We start from the raw sequence: 19,853 nt of genomic DNA, 5'->3' as shown, positions 1-19,853 counted from the left end.
CTCAAAAACTCTATTGCTCGTTGACCTCTTTTGTGATTTGTTTACCGCCCTGTTTGTTCCATTTTTTAACAAATGTGTCAAACTCGCTCAGCGGCGCCGTTCCGAAGATAATCTTCAGGAATGTCTCATCTTCAAGCTTGCTTAAATTTGCCCATCTTGATTCCATTGTTTTCGTTTTAGCTGTTGCAAGACTTCTCACGTAATTAATATCAGCATTCACAAATGTTGAGCCGCCATTTAAGTGTGCATAAACATGACTGAAGAACGCCTCGTCCCCTTGCTTGTCCCAGTATTGAATATCGTAATTTTCATAAGGCTCTTTTTTTACATTTTTCGCATGAGCTGCAAGCTCATAAGCGAACCCGTAGTTGATCTTATCAATCTCTTCAAGCTTTACTTCACCCGAAAGGTGCTTTTGAGTCGAGCTTACTGCATATTCAAGCTGATCTCCGTGCCCTGCAATAATAAAAAGCGGGATTTCCTGTGAGGTCATCTGTCTGTCCGCTACATCTTTCTCGTAGCTTTTCGCTTTTTCACTCACGTGGATATTCAGCATCTTAATGATCGCTTCAGGATTTTTAAAGTTCTTATTCACAACGATATACTGGCTGCCGGTTGTCTCATTTGAATTAAACTTCCCCGAATCATCAACAGGAGCAAGGTAAGGCCTCCAGTTCGCTTTTGGATCATTCTTAATTGCATCTTGTATGCTGTACGGAGAGTGCCATGGACCAAAGAAAATCCCTGCTTTTCCGCTGACGATCACTTCTTGTGCACTTTTTCTCAAGCCAAGCTCTTTGTCAATCAATCCTTCTTTATACCAGTCTCTAAGCATACCCAATGTTTTCTTCGTTTCAGGTGTGGTTGAACCATAAACTGCTTTCCCGTTTTTGTCTTTAACCCATATTCCAGGGTAAGCATCATTTGCAAAAAACAATGGAGAAAGGTTAAAAGAGTGGTCTCCAGAAGTCAGGAAAGTTGAATAAAGGGATCCGCCCTGGGCTGTTCCTACAATTCCTACCGTGTTTTCTCCGCCCATTTTATTATCAATAAATGCTTTTGCAATTGTTTTTAGGTCTTCAAGGCTTTTAGGCTCTTTTAAACCAAGCTCATCAAGCCAGTCCTTTCTTATCCATGTCATAGGTGCTGAAGGGAGCGTTGTTTCAGGCAGAGCGTAAAGCTTTCCGTCATATGTCACATTTTCTAGCAGTCCCGGATTTGAGTCATAAATGGCTTTTAACCTTGGGGCTCCCGCTTTTTTATATACTTCAGAAAGATCTGCGAGCTGATCTGCTTTTATCATTTGTTTCAGCTGAGATTCATTTACCATCATGGCATCGGGTAAATCGTTGCTTGCTATAGACAAACTGACTTTCTGCTCATAATCGGCGGAAGCTGCTTCCCATTCATGTTTGACATGAATGTTATATTCTTTTTTCAGCCATCGTGTATACACGTTATTCTCAGCAGTATCTTCTCCATTGAACTTATAATTCGGATCAATTCCTTTACCGATTGAAACCTCAACCGGTTCTGAATATCCTCCAAGCGGCTCCATGTTTGCGTTGACACCCTCAGTGGTATCGCTTACATCTTTGCTCACACAGCCGCTCATTGCAGCAGCTGCCAAAAAGCCTGCGAGCAGAAGTTTCATTTTCTTTTTCATCTCAAGCCATCCCCCTTTTGCTTTTGAACACTTTCACTATATCATTGAAACGTTAACCTGCTGGATAGAAAACGATTACATGATTGGTGGGAATATCATTCAAAACAGAAAAAAACGTTCAAAAATACATCTACCTGTTTTTTGAACGTTTTCTACCCTATTCAACTTTTACTCTTCGTTTTCTTTGTCTGTATTCACTTGGCAAACATCCTGTTTGATCCCTGAACAGCCTGCTGAAATACTTTTCATCCTGATAACCTACTTGCTCAGCTATCCAGTGTATGGGTTTTGACGTTGTTCTAACTAGTTCTTTTGCACGTTTCATGCGGAGGTCACGTAAATGTTCCGAATACGTTTTTCCTACAATCTCTTTAAAGCAGATACTGAAATAACTGCTGCTCATGTTGACCAGTCTTGCAGCATCTCCCGCTGATAAAGATTCGCTGAGCATTTCCTGCATAAGAACAAGTGCTTTTCGGATGCTCTCCTGAATTTCTTCCGAAAATGCCGGCGTGTCACTAATCCCTTTAATCATTACTCTTACTTGAGAAAGCCACTCTTCAAGCTGATGCCAACTAGTAAGAAAATCATCTGTTTCAATTGGCTGCGGCAGAATCTCCTTATAGATTCTGTTCCATTCATCTGTCATTGAATAGATTATTCGAGTCAGTCTTATCGGCGGCAGCCTCAGCCCTTTTAGTTCTTCTTTAAGAAGAATAAAGTACTCCTCATTATTTATCCAATCTCCAGTCAGCCACTTCTCTTTTACTTCATTCAGTTTTAAGAATGAGACTTCATTTTCATGAGATACGGTATCTGCTAGTACGTGAATATAAGGATTTGATGGATCGAATGTGTAAAACAAGTCCATTTTTTGATAAGATTTGACAAGCTGAAGCCATTGGCGTTTATCCATTTTACCAAAGCCTGAGATGCAGACAATTGCCCAGTTCTCTCTATGAGCTGCCATGCGGCTTTCAGCCCATTCTCTCAAACCTGCAAGATCCTGCTCCGTGTAGTCATTCCAGTACCACACTCCAAAATCCGTTTCTTCAGCTCCCTTTAAAGGAATATCGTGATTAGCGGGTTCTTCTGCAGATTTCATGCAATAAAGGACTAAACCGCTTTTATTAACAAGACTTTCTTTAGAAGATGCAAGACCCGTTGTTTCTCTTTTTTTCATAATCTCAGATATTCTCCCAAGAACATCATGAAAGTTTTCCTTTTCCAGCTGTGTTTTAGAAACATAGTCAATCGCACCCAGCCTGAGAGCCTCCTGTATATACTCAAAATCCTGATGAAGTGTCAAAACGACAATCTTCACATGCGGAAACCGTAAAATAACCTCTCTCATAAGTTCAATTCCTGACATGACAGGCATTGATAAGTCCGTAAAAAGCAAATCCACCTCATTGCTTTCCATAAATTGCAGGGCATTCTCCCCGTTGTTTGCTTCACCGGCTACTGTCATGCCAAATTCCGCCCAGGGCATACACGATACGAGCCCCATCCTGACAATCTTCTCATCATCTGCTATTAAGACCCGAATCATACAGCCTCGGCCTCCCTTTCCGGCGGTATACTGATTGTTACAATTGTTCCCTTGCCTTTTTCACTTTTGATATGGAATTCAGCCAGGTTCCCATGCTCAGCTTCAAGAATTTTCTTTACATACTTCAAACCGATTCCCATTCCTACCTTTTGGTTTTCATTCCCTAACTCTTCAAGAATCTGATTTTTCTCATCCTGAGTCATACCTGTTCCGTTATCCTGAATCGTAATTTCCAGACGTTCAGCTACCCTGACATTCACATGGATGTATCCATTATCGCTTACTCCATGATAAAGTGAATTTTCTACTACCGGCTGCATGATAAAACGCGGAACCCGGCAATTCAGTGCGGCCGGGTCTACATCTATGTCATACTGAAAATCGTATTTCACCTGCTGCAGGCTTAAGTATTCCCTTACTGCTGCCAACTCTTTTTCAACGGTAGTTGTTTCTCCCATCTTCCCAAGATTGTATCCAAGCAGCTTATTCAGTGATAGCACAAGTTTATCAATTTGCTTATTTCCGCTGAATACAGCCAGCCAATGAACGGTATCTAAAGTATTCATCAAGAAATGCGGATTAATCTGATACAAAAGCTTTTCTACTTCCAGATCAGCCCTGCGCTTTTCCTTGATTTCAATTTCAGCGTATAAGTCCCAAATCTTCGTTTTCATATTTCTGACCTTCTTCAAATGATCATCGAATTCAGGAATATTCGTCATTTCACCAAGTTCAATGTCCGAATTCATAAGATTGGTAATCTCTCTATTGAACTTATTCAAAGGATGATAGACCATTTTCCAAAGAAGCCAGGCAAACAAAGATGCAACTGCCAGAAAGAAAACAAAAATAAATGCAGCTTGAAGAATCCATTGATTGCGCTCTTTTGTCAGCTCTTTTTGTGGAGTGATTGATACAATACTAAAGCCTTGATTGCTCGTTTCTTTCGTCCAAAAAAACGATTTGTAGTACCCTGATTTTCCCTCAAAAGAAAACTGGCTGTTTACTGGATACACATCCTGATTTTCACTAAAAGCAATTCGCTCCTGCGGATCAAGGATGACCAGACGCCTCGATGTTTCTTTTCTATTCTCCGGAGCAAACAGCGGCTCTAGTGCATTTCGCCCTGATTCAATATAAAGATAAATGTTCCTCCCCGGAATATTCACCTTTCTCATCGTACTGAACACCACTTGATTGATGGAGCCATTAAATGATTTATGAGGCCCGTAATATGTAATCTCGGGGAATTCTGCCATCACAGGAAGCTCTGACGGGGAAAAACCGCTGCGAACACGAAAATTTTCAAAATCATAGTTTCCGGTATTGGCATGATAATACATCATGAGACCTATATTCGGATTGGAAAAAGAAAGAAGATTTAATTCGCTTTTCAATTCTTTCGTCAGCTGAATTTTCCTGTAGCCATCCTTTTCAAGAAGCAGATCTTCAAGAATCCGGTTTGCACCGCCCCCAACAGAAAGCTGCTGCGACACGTGATTCAAATTATCCAGCGTATTTTCAAGCGTCATCAAATCCTGCTTTAAATTATTCTGCAAAGATGTCTCCACTTTGTTCTGGATAATAGAATCGATTGTAAAGAAGGAGAGAAAGCCCAGACAAATAAAAGGAATCAAGCTGCTGATCATAAAAATCATGATAATCCTTTTCCTGAAGGTCACATTTCTAAAACGCTTTCAAATCTGCCTTTTATTCATAGCACTTCCCTCCTTAAGGTGTTTTTTGAAATTATGTTATCATGAAAGCGCTGTGAATACTAGCTTGAGAGAAGGTATTTGCAGGTGCCAACAATCGGAGCATTAATTAAATATTCATAGAAAAATTATTGAACAGAACACATGACAGAATATTATATGACGCCTAAAATATAAAAAGCCCTATCTAAAAGATAGCGCTTTTACTAAAAGTAATACAAAGTTTCTATTTAATTTTGAGATCTCTTTTAAATTCTAGATATTCTCGTTTGGAATCTACTCCATCAAGATTATTAATGTGCCATTCCATTTCTTCTTTTTTTGAAATAAATGCATGATGAATTTCTGCAGTATCAGCTTTTCCATATAGACAATTTAAATAAAAAATTAATTGAGAAGCTATAAAGTCATCATTAGTTTCTAGTATCGCATCGATCATATGAGGGATATACTCAAATGCTTCAGCACTTCTTTTTTTCTCAATGATTTTATTAAATGAATGAGCTAGGTAAAATTCGTCTTTATTTATTTTTTCAATCCAATTATCTATTATGCTCTCAATATCTTTATGCATAACTATCAACCTCTAGTTTATTATAATTATTTCAACTTAAATTCATGGAACTTTTTGGTTTTCTTTTTGTATATAAAATGTATCACAACATTTCGTCCTAATTAAAAAAATTCATATATTATATTCCAAGTTCCCTCAGATTACCGGCTTTGTTGACTTTTTCGAGGCTGATGCATGTAAAAAAGAAGTCAGCCACAATGTAAAACGATGCAACCCGTGAAGGATCAAAATCTCCTGCGGACGTCGATGTTAAAGGTGCTCGCCTAACCGCAAACATAAAAAATCAAAAGGCAATAGAACCCAGGGGGTCCTATCGCCTTTTACATAAGGTATTAAACAAACAGGCTAAGCAACAGAATAAATAGAAGTCCTGCTACAGAAATGATGGTCTCAAGCAAGGTCCAAGTGGCAAACGTTTCTTTCATACTCAGGCCGAAGTACTCTTTGAACATCCAGAAACCTGCATCATTAACATGGGAGGCAATCAGACTTCCTGCGCCAGTTGCAAGGACAACTAAAGCAAGGTTTACGTCAGTCGTGCCAAGCATCGGAATTACGAGACCAGCAGTCGTCAACGCAGCCACTGTCGCAGATCCAAGTGAGATGCGGAGGATTGCTGCAATAATCCAGGCAAGCAGGATAGGTGACATGGAAGTGCCTTCAAAAAGATCGGCTACGTAGGTTCCGACACCACCGTCAATCAATACTTGTTTGAAAGCACCGCCGCCTCCTATAATCAGAAGCATCATCCCAATGTGAGTGATGGCGGTCGTACAAGAATCCATTACCTGTTTCATTGGAATGTTGCGGGCGATTCCCATTGAATAGATGGCAAACAATAAGGAAATCAGCATGGCAGTTCCAGCTTCACCAATGAACCGAATGGCTGCAAGGAAGCTATTGTCAGCAAGCCCCACTGTATTTTGTACCAGAGTAATAATGGTTGCAATGGACATCAGGATCACTGGAAGCAAAGCAGTAAATACACTGATGCCAAAGCCTGGAGTATCCTCAAGCTTAAACGTTTTTTGTTCTCCCAAAGAGGCAATGCTTCCGGTCTTCGTGAATGATTCAGGAACAATCTTCTTCGCAATTTTTGTAAAAACAGGGCCTGCCAAAAGAACTGTTGGAATGGAAATAATGATTCCGTAAAGAAGAACCTGGCCAATATCCGCCCCGTATTCACCTGATATAACAGTCGGACCAGGATGTGGCGGCAAGAAGCCGTGGGTTACAGACAGCGCCGCTGTCATTGGAATACCGAGATAGAGAATGGAAACTCGCAGCTGTCTTGCAATGGCGAAAACGATAGGAATTAAAAGGACAAGTCCAACCTCAAAGAAAAGAGCGATACCGATGATAAAAGATGCAGCAACAACAGCCCACTGGATATTCTTCACACCGAATTTGTTCACTAGAGTCATAGCAATACGCTGGGCTCCGCCCGAGTCTGCAATTAATTTACCGAGCATTGCACCAAGACCAAAGATAAGGGCAAGATGTCCAAGTGTTCCGCCTAATCCGGCTTCAATCGTTTTCACAATCGTTTCAAGAGGCATTCCAAGTGCAAGTGCAACACCGAATGATACGATGATTAAAGAAACAAACGTATTCAGTTTTAAGCCCATGATCAGCACCAATAAGGCTATAATTCCAATTCCTACTATAAGTAAAGGCATGTCTTACTTCCTCCTAGTGTCTGGTACTCGAGGTACCGATATCTATGTTGTACACATTCTACTCTTTTCTGTCTCCAACACCTTTATTGAGCAGTTCCTGAGACATCCAAAGGTCATCCACTTTGTCCTGTACATCATCGAAGTTTTGATGCAGAGACATTTTCATGAGCTCACGGTCCTTTGTTGTGATCGCTTTGATATAAAGCTCGTGATTATTGAGAATCCTTTCAAAATCTTCGTATTTCTCTCTGAACCTGGCCCGCATTGAAAGCAGAATTAAACTTTCCATAACAGGCTTTAAATTGTTCCAGATCATCATGATGTAGGAATGACCTGCAGACCGGATGATGGTTTCGTGGAAAAGAACATCCTGAAAAGAGAATTCATCTGCATCCCCATACTTGATTGCAACCTTCATCATTTCCACAATTTTATGAAGCTCTCTCTCAAGCTCCTTCGTATCCTCTTTGACAAGCCTTTCGAATACGAACGTTTCAATCAGCAGCCTAACATCGTATATTTCCTGAATTTCCTTTTCAGACAGTCCGACAACTACCGCTCCCATCCGTTCCAGCCGAATCATATTTTCCGATGCAAGCGTCTTCATTGCATCACGGACTGGTGAACGGCTTACAGAAAAATCAGCCGCTATCTTATTTTCAGAGAGAATGGTTCCGCTTTCAATTAACCCTGAAATAATACGCATCCTAAGCTCCGATGTGATGCGATCCCCGATGGAACCTTTTAAAATCCATTTTTCCGGATACATAAATTCTGTGTTGTTCTCCATAATGCCACCTCATTTGATAAACAAGTATACTTGTATACAAGTATAGTAACATGGATTTTCATTTTTGCAAACGCTTAACTTTAAGATTTTGTTTTTAAAAGGTTGCACTATCAACCGTTGAAGTGATTTTGAAAATAATTCGCTGGTTTTCTAAATGAATTGGAGTTAAATGTAAACTTTCCCACTCCAGGGGAAGGATCTTTTTTTGTAATTGCAGATCAGGATAATGGAAGTATTAGAAAATCGAGTGTCGCATTAACTTTTTGTTATTTCAAATTTTAAATATGAAAAAGGAATTTTATGTTACAAAATTAAATTTTCCCCTTTATAATAAAATAGTGATTTGTCCTCTTTTTACCAATAAATAGAGAGATGAAAAAAGAGAATTAAAATTACAATAATATAACGGGGGTTTTTATTATTAATTGGGGTAGAAAATTAATTGGTTTCCGCTCAAGAACTGGATGGAAAACGTTTCTCGCATCGCTTTTTTATACTTTTCTCATACTCTTTCTATTAAGTTTTATGCTACCAGAGTCAGAAGTAATCACTAATATAGCTGCTACTGGAGTTTTCATTAGTATCCTTGCCCTAATTGTCGGTTTGATTAAACCAAAATTAGTCTTACCGTGGGTTCATTATCAAACAAGAAGAAAAGTCTTATATACTTACATCTACTTATTTCTTTTTTGTTTCTTTATGGTAGGACTCATAGGTGAAACTCAAGTCGTTGAACCATCAAAAACGAATGGAAAATCTACAGAAATGCTTGCTGCTGCAGAAGATAAAGTGGAAAAACAAAAAGCTCTTGAAGAGAAGGCTAAAGAACAAGAAGCTGAGCGTGAAGCTCAAGAAGAGGCTGCTGCTAAACAAGAAGCTGAGCGAAAAGCTCAAGAAGAGGCTGCTGCTAAACAAGAAGCTGAGCGAAAAGCTCAGGAAGAGGCTGCTGCTAAACAAGAAGCTGAGCGAAAAGCTCAGGAAGAGGCTGCTGCTAAACAAGAAGCTGAGCGAAAAGCTCAAGAGCAGGCCGCTGCTAAACAAGAAGCTGAACGAAAGGCTCAAGAGCAGGCCGCTGCTAAACAAGAAGCTGAGCGAAAGGCTCAAACCGCAAAAAGTTCTGGAACAAGTGGAAATGGAGAAGCATTTGTAAATGACCCAAGTGATGATAAAGAATCTAATTTATCTTGCAAAGGACAAATTAAAGGAAATATGAACTCTAAAATTTATCACATGCCCGGTGGTGCCTACTATGATAAAACTCAAGATGATATTCAGTGGTTCTGTTCTCCAGAAGAAGCAGAAAAAGCTGGTTTTAGAGCTTCCAAAAGATAACCTTCATTTTATCAAAAAAGGATAAATCCCCATAGATTTATCCTTTTTGTTTTACCTCTTTCCTCTCAAAATACCCATGCAAACGATACTCACAAATTTCCTTTGTCCATCTGTACAATTGCAATTCATCATTTTCATTCACTGTAAAATTAAAAGAGAATTCACCTTCATTAAACATAACTAATCCATTCGAACTCCCGCTCCATTTAGTCATCGGCATATCTCTTATGAGTTTGGCTACTTTATTCAAATCTCCGTTCCACATTTCCATGGCTGCTTTTCCTGAAAAATCGATGTTTCTTCTATATTCTTTTTCGGTCAGGTAGTTAAAGAAAAATGGCGCCACCTCTTCCGGTGTAACGGGCTTTAGCCAGTTTTCAGGACCTTTGTTAAGCATATAGAGAAGCACAATCATTTTGTAGCTCTTCGTCATTACTGTCTTCTCAACTTCAGTAAACCAATCCTTATATGCTTCAAAAACCCTACTCTCATTTTCATGGAGCTCATCTGCCCAATTTAAGAAAGCCGGGTAAGATTTAAACTCACTTTTATAAGCTGAAGCCGGCTCTGCTCCCTTTAAATGAAGCTCTAAATAAGATGGCCTTTTACCTAGTTCTTCTTTTACCTTATTGTAATTAGCCAGCAGCATTTCTTTTCTAGGCTGCTTCTTCCTCATCATTTCATTCAGCAAATCAATGACTTTCATCTCTAAATCAAGCACACAATTTGCAGGTAAAGTTGGCAAATCTCCAGATTTCTTCTTATCTAATGCCACAGGTACCCTTAACAAACTAAGCTTAAGGTCTGCATTTCGATAATTTCCGATTAAATCGATAATGACACATTTTTCTTTATCAGGATGAAGCCTTAGTCCCCGTCCTATTTGTTGCGTAAACACAGTCAATGATTCTGTTGGTCTTACAAATAAAAGAGTGTCGACAGACGGGATATCCACGCCTTCATTGAAAAGATTCACTGTGAAAATCGCATCCAGTTCCCCTCGATCAAGCTGTTCTATAAAGAAATTCCGATTGAGTCCTTTGTACTGTGAATGCAGGCTTACTGTTCTGTATCCTCTATCTGAAAAAGCCTGTGATAAAAAATCAGCTTGTCTAATTGAAGAACAAAAGACGATCGTCCGAGATTGTTTATGATTCTTCCAGGCCTCTATGATTTTATCAGCCATTCCTTGTCTGAGCTGTGCAGCCAAAAGCTCTTCTTCATCATATCTTGAACCCAGCCACGAAATCCTGGAGTAATCTGTATCATCGTATATACCAACATACTTAAATGCAGACAGCCAATTCTTTTCAATCGCTTCAAGAAAGTCAATTTTATACGCAACATTTCCTTTACAAAGTTCGTAAACATCGCGATTATCATTACGATCTGGAGTTGCTGTTATTCCCAGCAGAAACGCTGGTTTGAAATAATTGATTACTTTTTGATAGGAAGCTGCAGCGGCATGATGAAATTCATCGACAATGATTAAATCAAACTCATTCACATCAAACACTTCCAAATGCTTTTTTCTGCTCAAGGTCTGGATAGAAGCAAAAATAATAGATGCTTTTGAATCTTTTATTCTGCCATTATAGATTCCAAGCGAACGATTTTGGATGATCTTTTCAAAAGAAGACTTTGCCTGATAAAGAATTTCTTCTAAATGAGCAATAAATAAAATCCTTGGAAACTTCTCAGCAAAAAATCCCGCTAAGTAGGTTTTCCCCAATCCTGTCGCCATCACGATCATTGCGGAATCGTATCCTGATTCATAGACCGCGTTTAATTCTTCTAATGCTTCAATTTGTGCAAATCTTGGTTGTATGGATCCGTAAATGACTGAAGGCTCTTTTACAATATCTGCTTTTTCGTCTGAAACAGGGAGCATTAAATCCTGTTCTTCTAATGCCGTCCACTTTTTCACGAGTTGAGGAGTTTTCGCATGGAAGATTTCATATTTTGACTTATATAATTCTGCCGTCACTTTATTTAAAGCAATCGTCTGTTCATGATGAAACACTTCTAGAAACGTCTGAGCTGCGGTTAAAAATAAGTCCCCATCAGATTCTTCATCTACTTCAACGTTCCATTCATATCCCTTCGTTAGAGCGGACCTTGAAAGATTAGAAGAACCAATAATCGATGTTCCATTTTTCTCATCTTCAAATAAATAGGCTTTTGGATGAAAACTGACCCCATTACTTTTCCACATCCGAACTTCAATTGATGGATGGATTGCAGCAAGCTTCTCGATCGCTTCAGGTTGAGTAATGTACAAATAATCTCCTGTACAGATCTTGATGTCGGCGTTCCGCTCAGCTGCTTTCAGCAATGGCTTCTCTAGTAAATCCAAGCCAGATTTCATGACAAAGGACGTTAAGATATAAATGGTATCAGCTGTTTCCAATTTTTCGATCAGCCGATTGGCAAGTTGATTGGTTATTAACTGAACCTTACTCAATCTTCAACATCCACCAAGAAAATTCGTTCCTGGAATCCCCCGCGTTTCTCAGCTTTCTTCTTGCGAATTTCTTCTACTTCATGAATGGAAGAACCATGAACTGCTGCGAACGCATGGAGAATCTCAAGGACATCTGCAAGCTCCTCCAAAGCTTCTTCATTAGTTTCAGCTGACATATACTCTTCAAGTTCTTCATAGCTTTTCTTTTTTAATTCTTTTATGTATTCTTCTTGCGATAATATTGTTGTATTAAATGATTTTCCTGTACGTTCGATTACTTCCGGAATACGATCTCGGACTAGTTTGTTGTAGATTGGCATGAGATAACTCCTTCAATACATATTTTTTCTAATTAATCCCTATTTTACAGGATTGAAGAATAATAGAAAAATCTTTTTCGACTGGATCTCTATGAAAAATGTAATTGAAATTATTTACGAAGAGTCAATAAAGAAGCGACCGTTGCTTTGTATGCCAGGATTATCTGGGGATACTGGACGTATGCTGAACGGGACCTTTGAGGGCTGTTAAGGCATTGCGGAAGTGCGAATGGAGTGATTGAAGCTTTGAATGGTGAAACTTAAACCGAATATTGGAACTATTTTTGGTTTTTACATAAGGCCCGGTGTTTGTGGTAGTGTAGTACTAATATGCTTATAAGAAGAGCGGATCTGTTCTGGCCGAGGCGTTGGTCGATTGAGCAAGACACCGATTCGCATGATTTAATGCTTTCTTGATATAAAATGGCGATTTTCGAAAATATTGTTGCTAAAAGATTTAATGGTAAAAGTCTAAAGTTGATTGCATCGGAAGGAACGGCAACATTTAACAACAATCTAAGCGAAAACAGCCTATTAAATAAACACGCTGCAAGTCAGCGTTCAATTATAATGGAGTGATCGTATGGGTAAAGCTAAAGCAAAAACGAAGAGCAGTAAAGGCGGGACAGGCGGCGGAACAGGTAAAAAGGGCTGGAATCGCTGGCAGGCCAGTGCCAATAAAAAGAAGAGTTTTAAGCCTTATACAAGTAAAGGCACGAAACAGCAGAACGATGAAAAAAGTTCAAAAGAATAATATGAATGACAGCACATGGATCCTTTTTGGGTCTTTTTTTAATGCAGAAAAACCTGAAATCTACATCATGAAGTGATATGAGAAAGTAAAAGACAGAACCATAAAAGCGGCGATCTGCCTTTTCACCGATAACCGCTCCCCTTCACGATCAAAACAAGGACCACTGCGAGCAATAACCCGCCATGGATAATTGGACCAAGGCCCGAGCTACTTTGCCACACTTGCTGCCGCGATCATTCCTAAGGACGTCGGGGTGAAGGAATGGGTATTTTGGTGTTGGTGAAACGATAGCCATCTCTTTAGGTCCAATGATTGGGATTATGACACTGGAAGTATATGACTTTCAGAGACTGTTTTTAGGAGGAATGGCAGTCCTTCGTGCGTTTCAACTGTCTCTAAGGTAAGTTATAATGAAGACAGAATTACGACGATTTTAGGAGGTTGCTATGAAAAAGAACATTCATGTAGTTGGCGCAGTAATCATTGAAAACGGCAAAATCCTCTGTGCCCAACGAGGGAACGGCAAGGTGCTGCCGCTAAAATGGGAATTCCCAGGCGGGAAGATTGAAGAGGGGGAAACACCTCAGGAAGCGCTGGGCCGGGAGATTGAAGAAGAAATGCTTTGCAAGGTGGAAATCGGGGAGAAAATTGAAACAACGGTATATGAATATGACTTTGGAATTGTCCACCTCACCACTTTTTACTGCCAGCTGAAGGAAGGCAAACCGGTTTTAACCGAGCATGCGGCAATGAAGTGGCTAGTGCCGGGGGAGCTGGACACTTTAGATTGGGCTCCTGCAGATGTGCCTGCTATTGAAAAGATCTCCAGAGAATCCTCCGCTAATTAATAGAGAGCTACTCACAAATTGTGGGTAGCTTATTATATTTTCCGCATATTTGCAGGATTTACCATAGTATCATAGAATGAAAGAATACTTGGTAAATAAGGGGATACTATGTCAAATTTAGTTGAGAACTTAACGGCTTCTTTATATAAAGGGTTTATTGATCAGAAGCATACTCGCTCAGGTAATTTTCGACCTGAATTGTTAGTAAATAACACTCGGAAAAATGAAAATGTATTAAACGCTGTACTAGAGGAATTAGAGAAAAGCATCGACTTTATTTTCTCTGTTGCGTTTATTACAGAGAGTGGGTTAGCCACATTAAAATCCCATATGTTAGATTTGAAGCGCAAAGGAATTCGTGGACGAATTTTAACGTCTACCTTTTTAAACTTTAACCAGCCGAAGGTATTCAAAGAGCTTTTAAAGCTAGAAAATGTAGAAGTGCGGACAACTGATATAAAAGGTTTCCATTCGAAAGGATATATTTTTAAACATCATACACATTATTCTCTTATTGTAGGCAGCTCAAATCTAACAGCACATGCCTTAAAGGTAAATTATGAGTGGAACGTGAAGCTTACTTCTCATGAAAATGGGGAGATTGTTCATCATTTTAAGAATCAGTTTGAAGAGGTGTGGGAGAATGCCCATCTTCTTACTTCTGATTGGATAGAAGCATACGAAAAGTCATACACCCCCATAGCAAGACCAAATGATATCAATCAATTAATTGAAATGCCCGCTCCTTATGAAACGAATGCTATAGAGGAAGCTCTGAAAATTGTCCCCAATAAGATGCAGGATGCAGCCTTACTACAAATTGCTGCTGTGAGAGACGCTGGAAAAGATAAAGGCATTATTATTTCTGCCACTGGAACAGGAAAAACGTACCTATCGGCATTTGATGTTCGTCGCTATGCTCCGAAAAGGATGCTTTTCATCGTACACCGTGAACAAATTCTTTCGAAGGCCAAAACTGATTTTCTAAAGATTTTAGGTGGAATCGAATCTGACTTTGGCATTTACTCTGGAAATAACAAGCAAACACAAGCGAAATATCTTTTTGCAACGATTCAAACGATTTCAAAAGAGGCAAATCTAAATCAATTTGACCCAGAAGAATTTGATTACATTTTAATTGATGAAGTACATAAAGCTGGTGCATCCTCTTACCGTCGAGTCATCGATTATTTCAAACCAAAGTTTTTAATGGGAATGACAGCTACACCTGAACGGACAGATGATTTTAATATTTTTCAGCTGTTTGACTACAATATAGCCTACGAAATCCGCTTGCAGGAAGCATTAGAAGAAGATATGCTTTGTCCATTTCATTATTTTGGTGTCACCGACATGGTCTATGACGGAGAGCTGCTAGATGAAGAGGTTTCCTTTTCCAAATTGGTTGATACGGAAAGGGTAGATCACATTGTAGAGAAGCTCTACTACTATGGACACTATGGTGATAGAGTCAAAGGATTAATCTTCTGTAGTAGAAAAGATGAGGCATCTAAGCTTTCATTTGAATTAAACCAAAGAGGGTTACGTACCACTTCCTTGACGGGGGAAAACTCTCAGGATGAGAGAACATTAGCGGTAAACCAGCTTGAAAATGGAAAACTCGATTACATTTTAACGGTCGATATTTTTAATGAGGGCATTGATATTCCTTGCATCAATCAAGTGGTGATGCTTAGGCAAACACAGTCCAGCATCATTTTTATTCAGCAGCTAGGAAGAGGTCTTCGTAAGCATGCCTCCAAAGAATACGTAACCATCATTGATTTTATCGGCAACTACAAAAACAACTACTTGATCCCTGTCGCCTTATCTGGGGATAAGTCACAAAACAAGGACAACATCCGCCGTCATGTGAAGGATACAAGCTATATTAAAGGCGTGTCTACGATTAATTTTGAAGAAATTGCTAAGAAGCAAATTTTCAAGGCAATTACGAACAGTAGATTAACATCATTAAAAGTGCTAAAGGATGCATATGTAGAGCTGAAAAATCGCATCGGAAGAATACCCGAGCTTTATGATTTCATTCAGCATAACTCTATTGATCCAGTCGTTATCGTGGAAGAGCATTTCAATTACTATCAATTTTTAAAGAAAATAAAAGAAGATGTTCCGGTTATCTCAGAATATGAAAGCAAGGTCCTCACCATGCTTTCCTTAGAGGTACTAAATGGACAACGTCTGCATGAAATTGTATTGCTAGACCTTTTGATGAAGCAAGATAAAGTAAGTATTCAGCTGTTTACGGAAAAATTGCTAGAACACGATTGTAAATTGAGCTCAGAGACGCTTACCTCTGTTCGTCGAGTATTCGACCTCTCCTTCTTTACACAAGTTAGTCGAAAAAAATATGGAGATCGACCAATTGTTGTACTAAATGGAGAAGACTTTACTTTTAGTCAGTCAGTGAAGGAACTGTTAACCAATTCTTATTTTAGTAGAATGGTTGAGGATCTTATTAAGAGTGCTAAGGTTAAGACCAAATCCTTTCAATGCGATCAGCTACTAACAATTAATCAGAAGTATTCACGAAAAGATGTTTGTAAGCTTCTCAACTGGGAGAATGACGAAAGCTCGACTGTATATGGGTACAAAACGAAGCACCAAACCTGCCCTATTTTTATTACGTACCATAAGAAAAGTGAAGTAGAAGAAAGTATAAATTATGGAGATGAATTTCTTAGTCAGGACCTTTTGAAATGGTTCACGAGAAGCAATCGAACGCTTGAATCAAAAGAAGTAAAAGAAATCATCCGAGCTGATGAAAACAACATTGACCTCCATATTTTTGTAAAAAAGGAAGATGGGGAAGGCAGTGATTTTTATTATTTAGGCAAGGCCCACCCAGATCAAGAGAACATTAACCAAAGCAAGATGATCGCTAATGGAAAAGAGCTTCCGGTTGTCCATGTTCATATGGTCATGGAGCAGGCGGTTGATTATAAGATTTATCAGTATCTTGTGAGTGGGGAAGAGGAAACAAACTAAAAGCGTAGTATCTTGCAAGTTTTTCATCCACAAATCATTCAAACAAACATTATGTAACAACTCTAAAAAAAGTATTGTAAAATACAAAAGCTTGCTCATTTTCAGGAGCAAGCTTTTGTGAAATATACTTTTCAAAAAGGATTTTTTTTTAGTTAATACCAAGGGTAAAGTTATTCTCCACTTGCTTCCCTTTTCAGAAAGCAAATTATCGTCCGGCAATGAATAAATAATTGATTCATCTTTAAATTCCATTTTTCTACCTCCTCAACATTATTACCTTGGAGCATCGGCCCACATCCCTTTTGTCCTACCACCATTATGAGGTGTAATATTTGAATGCCAATGGAACTAGCTCCCTTTTCAGTATCATAAGTCCTCTTGGCATATAAAATGTCATCTCGCCTGTAATTTTTAATAATTTTACAAACAAAGTACCAAAACAAAATGCCTTAACGGTACTACCTTCATGAGCAATGAATTTCATTAAAGCGCCATTCATGTTATCCAAAGCATAAATATCTCACAAAAAACACCTGTTGCTCAAAAGGCAATCAGGTGCTTTCTTCTATACTATTAAATGTATCCATTATTAATATCAAATTTTATTTCATATATTTTCAACTTGTACTCTCTTGGTTTCTATTCAAGTACCTTCAAAAATTCAGTAAAGTTATCTGCCACATTATATGTAACAGGCTCAAACTCATCGGATTCTTCATGAGACCATATACAAACAGATGGATTATTTTTATCTGTTCTAAAATCTAAGCATACAAAGTCACCCGCAAATACACTAGCTATTGGCAATACCTCTGCCCCTAATAAGTCTTCGTTATCAGTTAACCTTTCACCTATTTGTGAAAATACAACATCTATGTCATAAATTCCTTTTGGATGATTCTCAATATCATCTAATATGCACAAAAACCTTTCTATCGCATAATCACGGTTGTTACACTCAAATGTTGCTTCCTCAACCTCTATACCATTATTTTCTTTTATAAATTCTAAGAAAGACTCTGGTAATGAAAGTCTCCAAAACTTTTCGTGATTTTTTATCAATTCCTCTGAAGGCAATGGCCTTACTATAGTGTCCTGTTTTATTTTCATATTCCTTCTCCTTTCTTTACTAGCTATCTCGGAGCATCTGCCCACATTCCAGTAGATCTGCCACCATTATGAATAGTTATATTGTGGATTCCAAAAGGTACTAGCTCCATTTTACCTGGTACTTCAGTATGGTGCCATGTCATACCATCTGGTCTTCCTCCAATTAAGTTATCTAGCCATTCAAATTGTGCCTCGTCAGACTTTAACCAGAGACTTTCTGGTAGATCTTTAGTCTCTACCACAAGTCCAGCACTCTTGAAATCTGCAAAACCATACCTCATTCCATCTGCTTTAATAACATTTACATTCGGAATCAGGCCATCTGCAATTGCTTTTTCCTTTATCAATTTTCGCTGGCGGGCAGTTAAATACTCTCCACCATGAAATGACTTATTCCAAGACCAAGTTTTGTTCGTTAGAATTTTTTCACTGTATAGTCGAGCAAAATCATCAGCAACATCGTCAAAAGTTTTGGTACCATCAATAAACTCATCAATGTTTCTTAAATTCACATTACCCGTACCCTTAATTACAGTACCAATCTTACCACTTACATCCCCTACAATCTTCCCAACACTCTCCGTAGCCTTAACAATCGTATCCTTAGCATTTATAAAAGTCCCTTTAGTGCTCTCAAACGCATCTCGCAAAGTGTCCTGCGTATCTGGACCTAAAACTGCTTCCCGACTATTGATCTTCGTATTTAAAAACCCATCCACCATCCGCCCCATACCCATCTTCGTCCAAACAAGGGGCCCTTTCACAACATCCTCATACGTCCTCTTTAAAAGGATGTTAACCTTCTCAGGATTCAATACATGCTTGGCTTTTCTGAAGATGTCCGCTGCCTGGTTGCTGAGGGCTTTCATGTTGACGATGGTTTTGAACAGGTTGGACTGGACAAAGTCGCTGATTTGTTTTTTGTAGCGGTGGGCTTCTTTTATGACGTTTTCCTTCATGTAGTCTTTGAGTTTTGCAGTGTCCATGACGTTGAAGGGAATGCTTTTTGGTTTTTCTGCTTCAGCCAGTTTTCCGAGTTTGCTCAGTTTGCCAGCTTTGCTGACTTTGTCGAGGCCGCCTGTGAAAAAGGTGGCGGCGATGGAAAGGGTGCCATAGGTGAAGAACCGGGATCTGCTGCGGGCGTCGCCGTTGATGACGTCGCGTTCCCATGCAGCTTCAAGGGCCCTTATCATGGCGCCGATGGTTTCGTCGATGTTGATGACGGCGTTTATGATGCCCGTGACCAGTCCAGGGAAATCTGTGAAAATGGCTATGATCAGGTCAAAGAGACCGACAACGAGATCTTTGACAAACTGGTAGATTCCTTCGGCGATTCCGACAAAGACATCTCCAATAATTTGGAGGAGATTTTTATCCTCTTTCACATTCGTGTTAGCCGGTTTTTCACAGCTGGCGCCCTGGACTTGTCCATCTGTTTTTACAGTAGCCGGCTGGAAGAGATTTTGCAAGTCGTTTACTTTTTTTACGACCGTCTGCAGTTCATTCTCAAGGTTCGTCATGAGAGAAGCCTGGCGATGGTCGAATTCTGAGAGCTGTTCGCTCGTTTGATTTTTTTCTCGTCTCGCTTTCTCCACCATTTCTGCGAAGAAGGTGTCGTCTATTTTCGGCAGTGCTACGATGTCAGCGACTCTGTTAATGGTGGCGTTCGCTTCGTTTGTCAGCTGGCTTGTCCGCTCTCTCGCTCTGGTTAAATCCTGCTCGACCTGCTTGTCAAGAAAACTCCTGCGGATATAGCCTGAACGGGAGGGCTCAAGGTTATGAAGCGATTTTTTCATACTGTCGAGCGTTGTTTGATAGTGTGCGAGAAAGGCAGAGTAGCTCGACATGACAGGGAGGTGATGTTTCTCATAGAAATAGCGGATCGCTTCCCCGCCTTCGCCTTTGAAGGCATCTTCGAGATCAATAATTCCCTTCACCGCTGTTTCAAGCTGCTGGATCTGCTCTGTCTGTGACGTTATTTTTTCTTTCGTTTTTTCAATGGCCGAGTGAAAGGCATCAGCATCAAGTACATGTGTCATC

The 19,853-nt window shown here is 39.4% G+C and carries 14 protein-coding genes and 1 pseudogene; 5 read left to right on the top strand and 10 right to left on the bottom strand.

Translation table 11 applies throughout. The annotated features are described in order from the left end of the window. Window positions 1-10: 10 nt before the first annotated feature. The 6 genes from ACK1LH_RS06260 to ACK1LH_RS06235 all read right to left on the bottom strand — a co-directional run bounded on the left by ACK1LH_RS06260 (window position 11) and on the right by ACK1LH_RS06235 (window position 7,976). The gene (locus tag ACK1LH_RS06260; RefSeq protein WP_411334780.1) at window positions 11-1,666 is read right to left on the bottom strand and encodes an extracellular solute-binding protein; all 1,656 of its coding nucleotides are present in this window, start codon (window positions 1,664-1,666) and stop codon (window positions 11-13) included. A gap of 157 nt (window positions 1,667-1,823) precedes the next feature. Then, window positions 1,824-3,218 (bottom strand): response regulator, encoded by a 1,395-nt coding sequence (locus tag ACK1LH_RS06255; RefSeq protein ID WP_411334779.1) that lies wholly within the window; start codon window positions 3,216-3,218, stop codon window positions 1,824-1,826. After that, the gene (locus ACK1LH_RS06250; protein ID WP_411334778.1) at window positions 3,215-4,876 is read right to left on the bottom strand and encodes a sensor histidine kinase; all 1,662 of its coding nucleotides are present in this window, start codon (window positions 4,874-4,876) and stop codon (window positions 3,215-3,217) included. The genes ACK1LH_RS06255 and ACK1LH_RS06250 overlap by 4 nt, the downstream gene beginning before the upstream one ends. A gap of 283 nt (window positions 4,877-5,159) precedes the next feature. After that, window positions 5,160-5,507 carry a hypothetical protein gene (locus tag ACK1LH_RS06245; protein ID WP_411334777.1) on the bottom strand — a complete coding sequence of 116 codons (348 nt, stop codon included), beginning with the start codon at window positions 5,505-5,507 and terminating at the stop codon, window positions 5,160-5,162. A gap of 332 nt (window positions 5,508-5,839) precedes the next feature. Further along, window positions 5,840-7,186 (bottom strand): GntP family permease, encoded by a 1,347-nt coding sequence (locus ACK1LH_RS06240; protein ID WP_411334776.1) that lies wholly within the window; start codon window positions 7,184-7,186, stop codon window positions 5,840-5,842. Between the two features lie 58 nt (window positions 7,187-7,244). Beyond that, window positions 7,245-7,976 (bottom strand): GntR family transcriptional regulator, encoded by a 732-nt coding sequence (locus tag ACK1LH_RS06235; protein WP_411334775.1) that lies wholly within the window; start codon window positions 7,974-7,976, stop codon window positions 7,245-7,247. Window positions 7,977-8,579: 603 nt separating this feature from the next. Between ACK1LH_RS06235 and ACK1LH_RS06230 the strand changes: the two genes are divergently transcribed. Continuing rightward, window positions 8,580-9,308, top strand: a complete 729-nt coding sequence (locus tag ACK1LH_RS06230) for a protein TolA (protein ID WP_411334774.1) — start codon at window positions 8,580-8,582, stop codon at window positions 9,306-9,308. A gap of 37 nt (window positions 9,309-9,345) precedes the next feature. Here the strand turns inward: ACK1LH_RS06230 and ACK1LH_RS06225 are convergent, their stop codons facing one another. Together ACK1LH_RS06225 and ACK1LH_RS06220 are read right to left on the bottom strand one after the other, a co-directional pair. Next, the gene (locus ACK1LH_RS06225; protein WP_411334773.1) at window positions 9,346-11,772 is read right to left on the bottom strand and encodes a DEAD/DEAH box helicase family protein; all 2,427 of its coding nucleotides are present in this window, start codon (window positions 11,770-11,772) and stop codon (window positions 9,346-9,348) included. Next, window positions 11,769-12,092 carry a phosphoribosyl-ATP pyrophosphohydrolase gene (locus tag ACK1LH_RS06220; RefSeq protein WP_411334772.1) on the bottom strand — a complete coding sequence of 108 codons (324 nt, stop codon included), beginning with the start codon at window positions 12,090-12,092 and terminating at the stop codon, window positions 11,769-11,771. Before ACK1LH_RS06220 ends, ACK1LH_RS06225 begins: the two co-directional genes overlap by 4 nt. 583 nt (window positions 12,093-12,675) lie before the next feature. Between ACK1LH_RS06220 and ACK1LH_RS06215 the strand changes: the two genes are divergently transcribed. From ACK1LH_RS06215 to ACK1LH_RS06200, 4 genes and pseudogenes are all read left to right on the top strand, one after another. Then, a complete protein-coding gene (locus ACK1LH_RS06215) occupies window positions 12,676-12,846 on the top strand; it encodes a DUF3934 family protein (RefSeq protein WP_203289911.1) in 171 nt (56 codons plus the stop codon). A 205-nt stretch (window positions 12,847-13,051) separates the two neighbouring features. Next, window positions 13,052-13,223 (top strand): annotated as a pseudogene (locus tag ACK1LH_RS06210) (MFS transporter); the annotation flags it as partial. Between the two features lie 69 nt (window positions 13,224-13,292). Beyond that, window positions 13,293-13,694 (top strand): (deoxy)nucleoside triphosphate pyrophosphohydrolase, encoded by a 402-nt coding sequence (locus ACK1LH_RS06205; protein ID WP_411334771.1) that lies wholly within the window; start codon window positions 13,293-13,295, stop codon window positions 13,692-13,694. Window positions 13,695-13,802: 108 nt separating this feature from the next. Further along, a complete protein-coding gene (locus tag ACK1LH_RS06200; RefSeq protein ID WP_411334770.1) occupies window positions 13,803-16,703 on the top strand; it encodes a DUF3427 domain-containing protein in 2,901 nt (966 codons plus the stop codon). A 639-nt stretch (window positions 16,704-17,342) separates the two neighbouring features. On the opposite strand, the gene ACK1LH_RS06195 is transcribed toward ACK1LH_RS06200, so the two are convergent. Both ACK1LH_RS06195 and ACK1LH_RS06190 read right to left on the bottom strand, forming a co-directional pair. After that, on the bottom strand, window positions 17,343-17,813 hold the full coding sequence (locus tag ACK1LH_RS06195; RefSeq protein ID WP_411334769.1) for an SMI1/KNR4 family protein: 471 nt from the start codon (window positions 17,811-17,813) through the stop codon (window positions 17,343-17,345). 23 nt (window positions 17,814-17,836) lie between these two features. After that, on the bottom strand, window positions 17,837-19,852 hold the full coding sequence (locus tag ACK1LH_RS06190) for a T7SS effector LXG polymorphic toxin (protein WP_411334768.1): 2,016 nt from the start codon (window positions 19,850-19,852) through the stop codon (window positions 17,837-17,839). Between the last annotated feature and the right edge of the window lies 1 nt (window position 19,853).

The sequence above is a fragment of the Metabacillus indicus genome (assembly GCF_046603695.1).
Lineage (GTDB): Bacteria > Bacillota > Bacilli > Bacillales > Bacillaceae > Bacillus_P > Bacillus_P indicus.
The sequence above is the reverse complement of the archived record's forward strand: the minus strand, read 5'-3'. Positions and strand labels throughout refer to the sequence as shown.

Bases quoted from the DNA above. Each gene is read 5' to 3' on its own strand.
- ACK1LH_RS06235 (WP_411334775.1), bottom strand. From the start codon at position 7,976: ATGGAGAACAACACAGAATTTATGTATCCGGAAAAATGGATTTTAAAA.
- ACK1LH_RS06250 (WP_411334778.1), bottom strand. From the start codon at position 4,876: ATGATTTTTATGATCAGCAGCTTGATTCCTTTTATTTGTCTGGGCTTT.
- ACK1LH_RS06205 (WP_411334771.1), top strand. From the start codon at position 13,293: ATGAAAAAGAACATTCATGTAGTTGGCGCAGTAATCATTGAAAACGGC.
- ACK1LH_RS06260 (WP_411334780.1), bottom strand. From the start codon at position 1,666: ATGAAAAAGAAAATGAAACTTCTGCTCGCAGGCTTTTTGGCAGCTGCT.
- ACK1LH_RS06255 (WP_411334779.1), bottom strand. From the start codon at position 3,218: ATGATTCGGGTCTTAATAGCAGATGATGAGAAGATTGTCAGGATGGGG.
- ACK1LH_RS06190 (WP_411334768.1), bottom strand. From the start codon at position 19,852: ATGACACATGTACTTGATGCTGATGCCTTTCACTCGGCCATTGAAAAA.
- ACK1LH_RS06240 (WP_411334776.1), bottom strand. From the start codon at position 7,186: ATGCCTTTACTTATAGTAGGAATTGGAATTATAGCCTTATTGGTGCTG.
- ACK1LH_RS06195 (WP_411334769.1), bottom strand. From the start codon at position 17,813: ATGAAAATAAAACAGGACACTATAGTAAGGCCATTGCCTTCAGAGGAA.
- ACK1LH_RS06215 (WP_203289911.1), top strand. From the start codon at position 12,676: ATGGGTAAAGCTAAAGCAAAAACGAAGAGCAGTAAAGGCGGGACAGGC.
- ACK1LH_RS06245 (WP_411334777.1), bottom strand. From the start codon at position 5,507: ATGCATAAAGATATTGAGAGCATAATAGATAATTGGATTGAAAAAATA.
- ACK1LH_RS06200 (WP_411334770.1), top strand. From the start codon at position 13,803: ATGTCAAATTTAGTTGAGAACTTAACGGCTTCTTTATATAAAGGGTTT.
- ACK1LH_RS06220 (WP_411334772.1), bottom strand. From the start codon at position 12,092: ATGCCAATCTACAACAAACTAGTCCGAGATCGTATTCCGGAAGTAATC.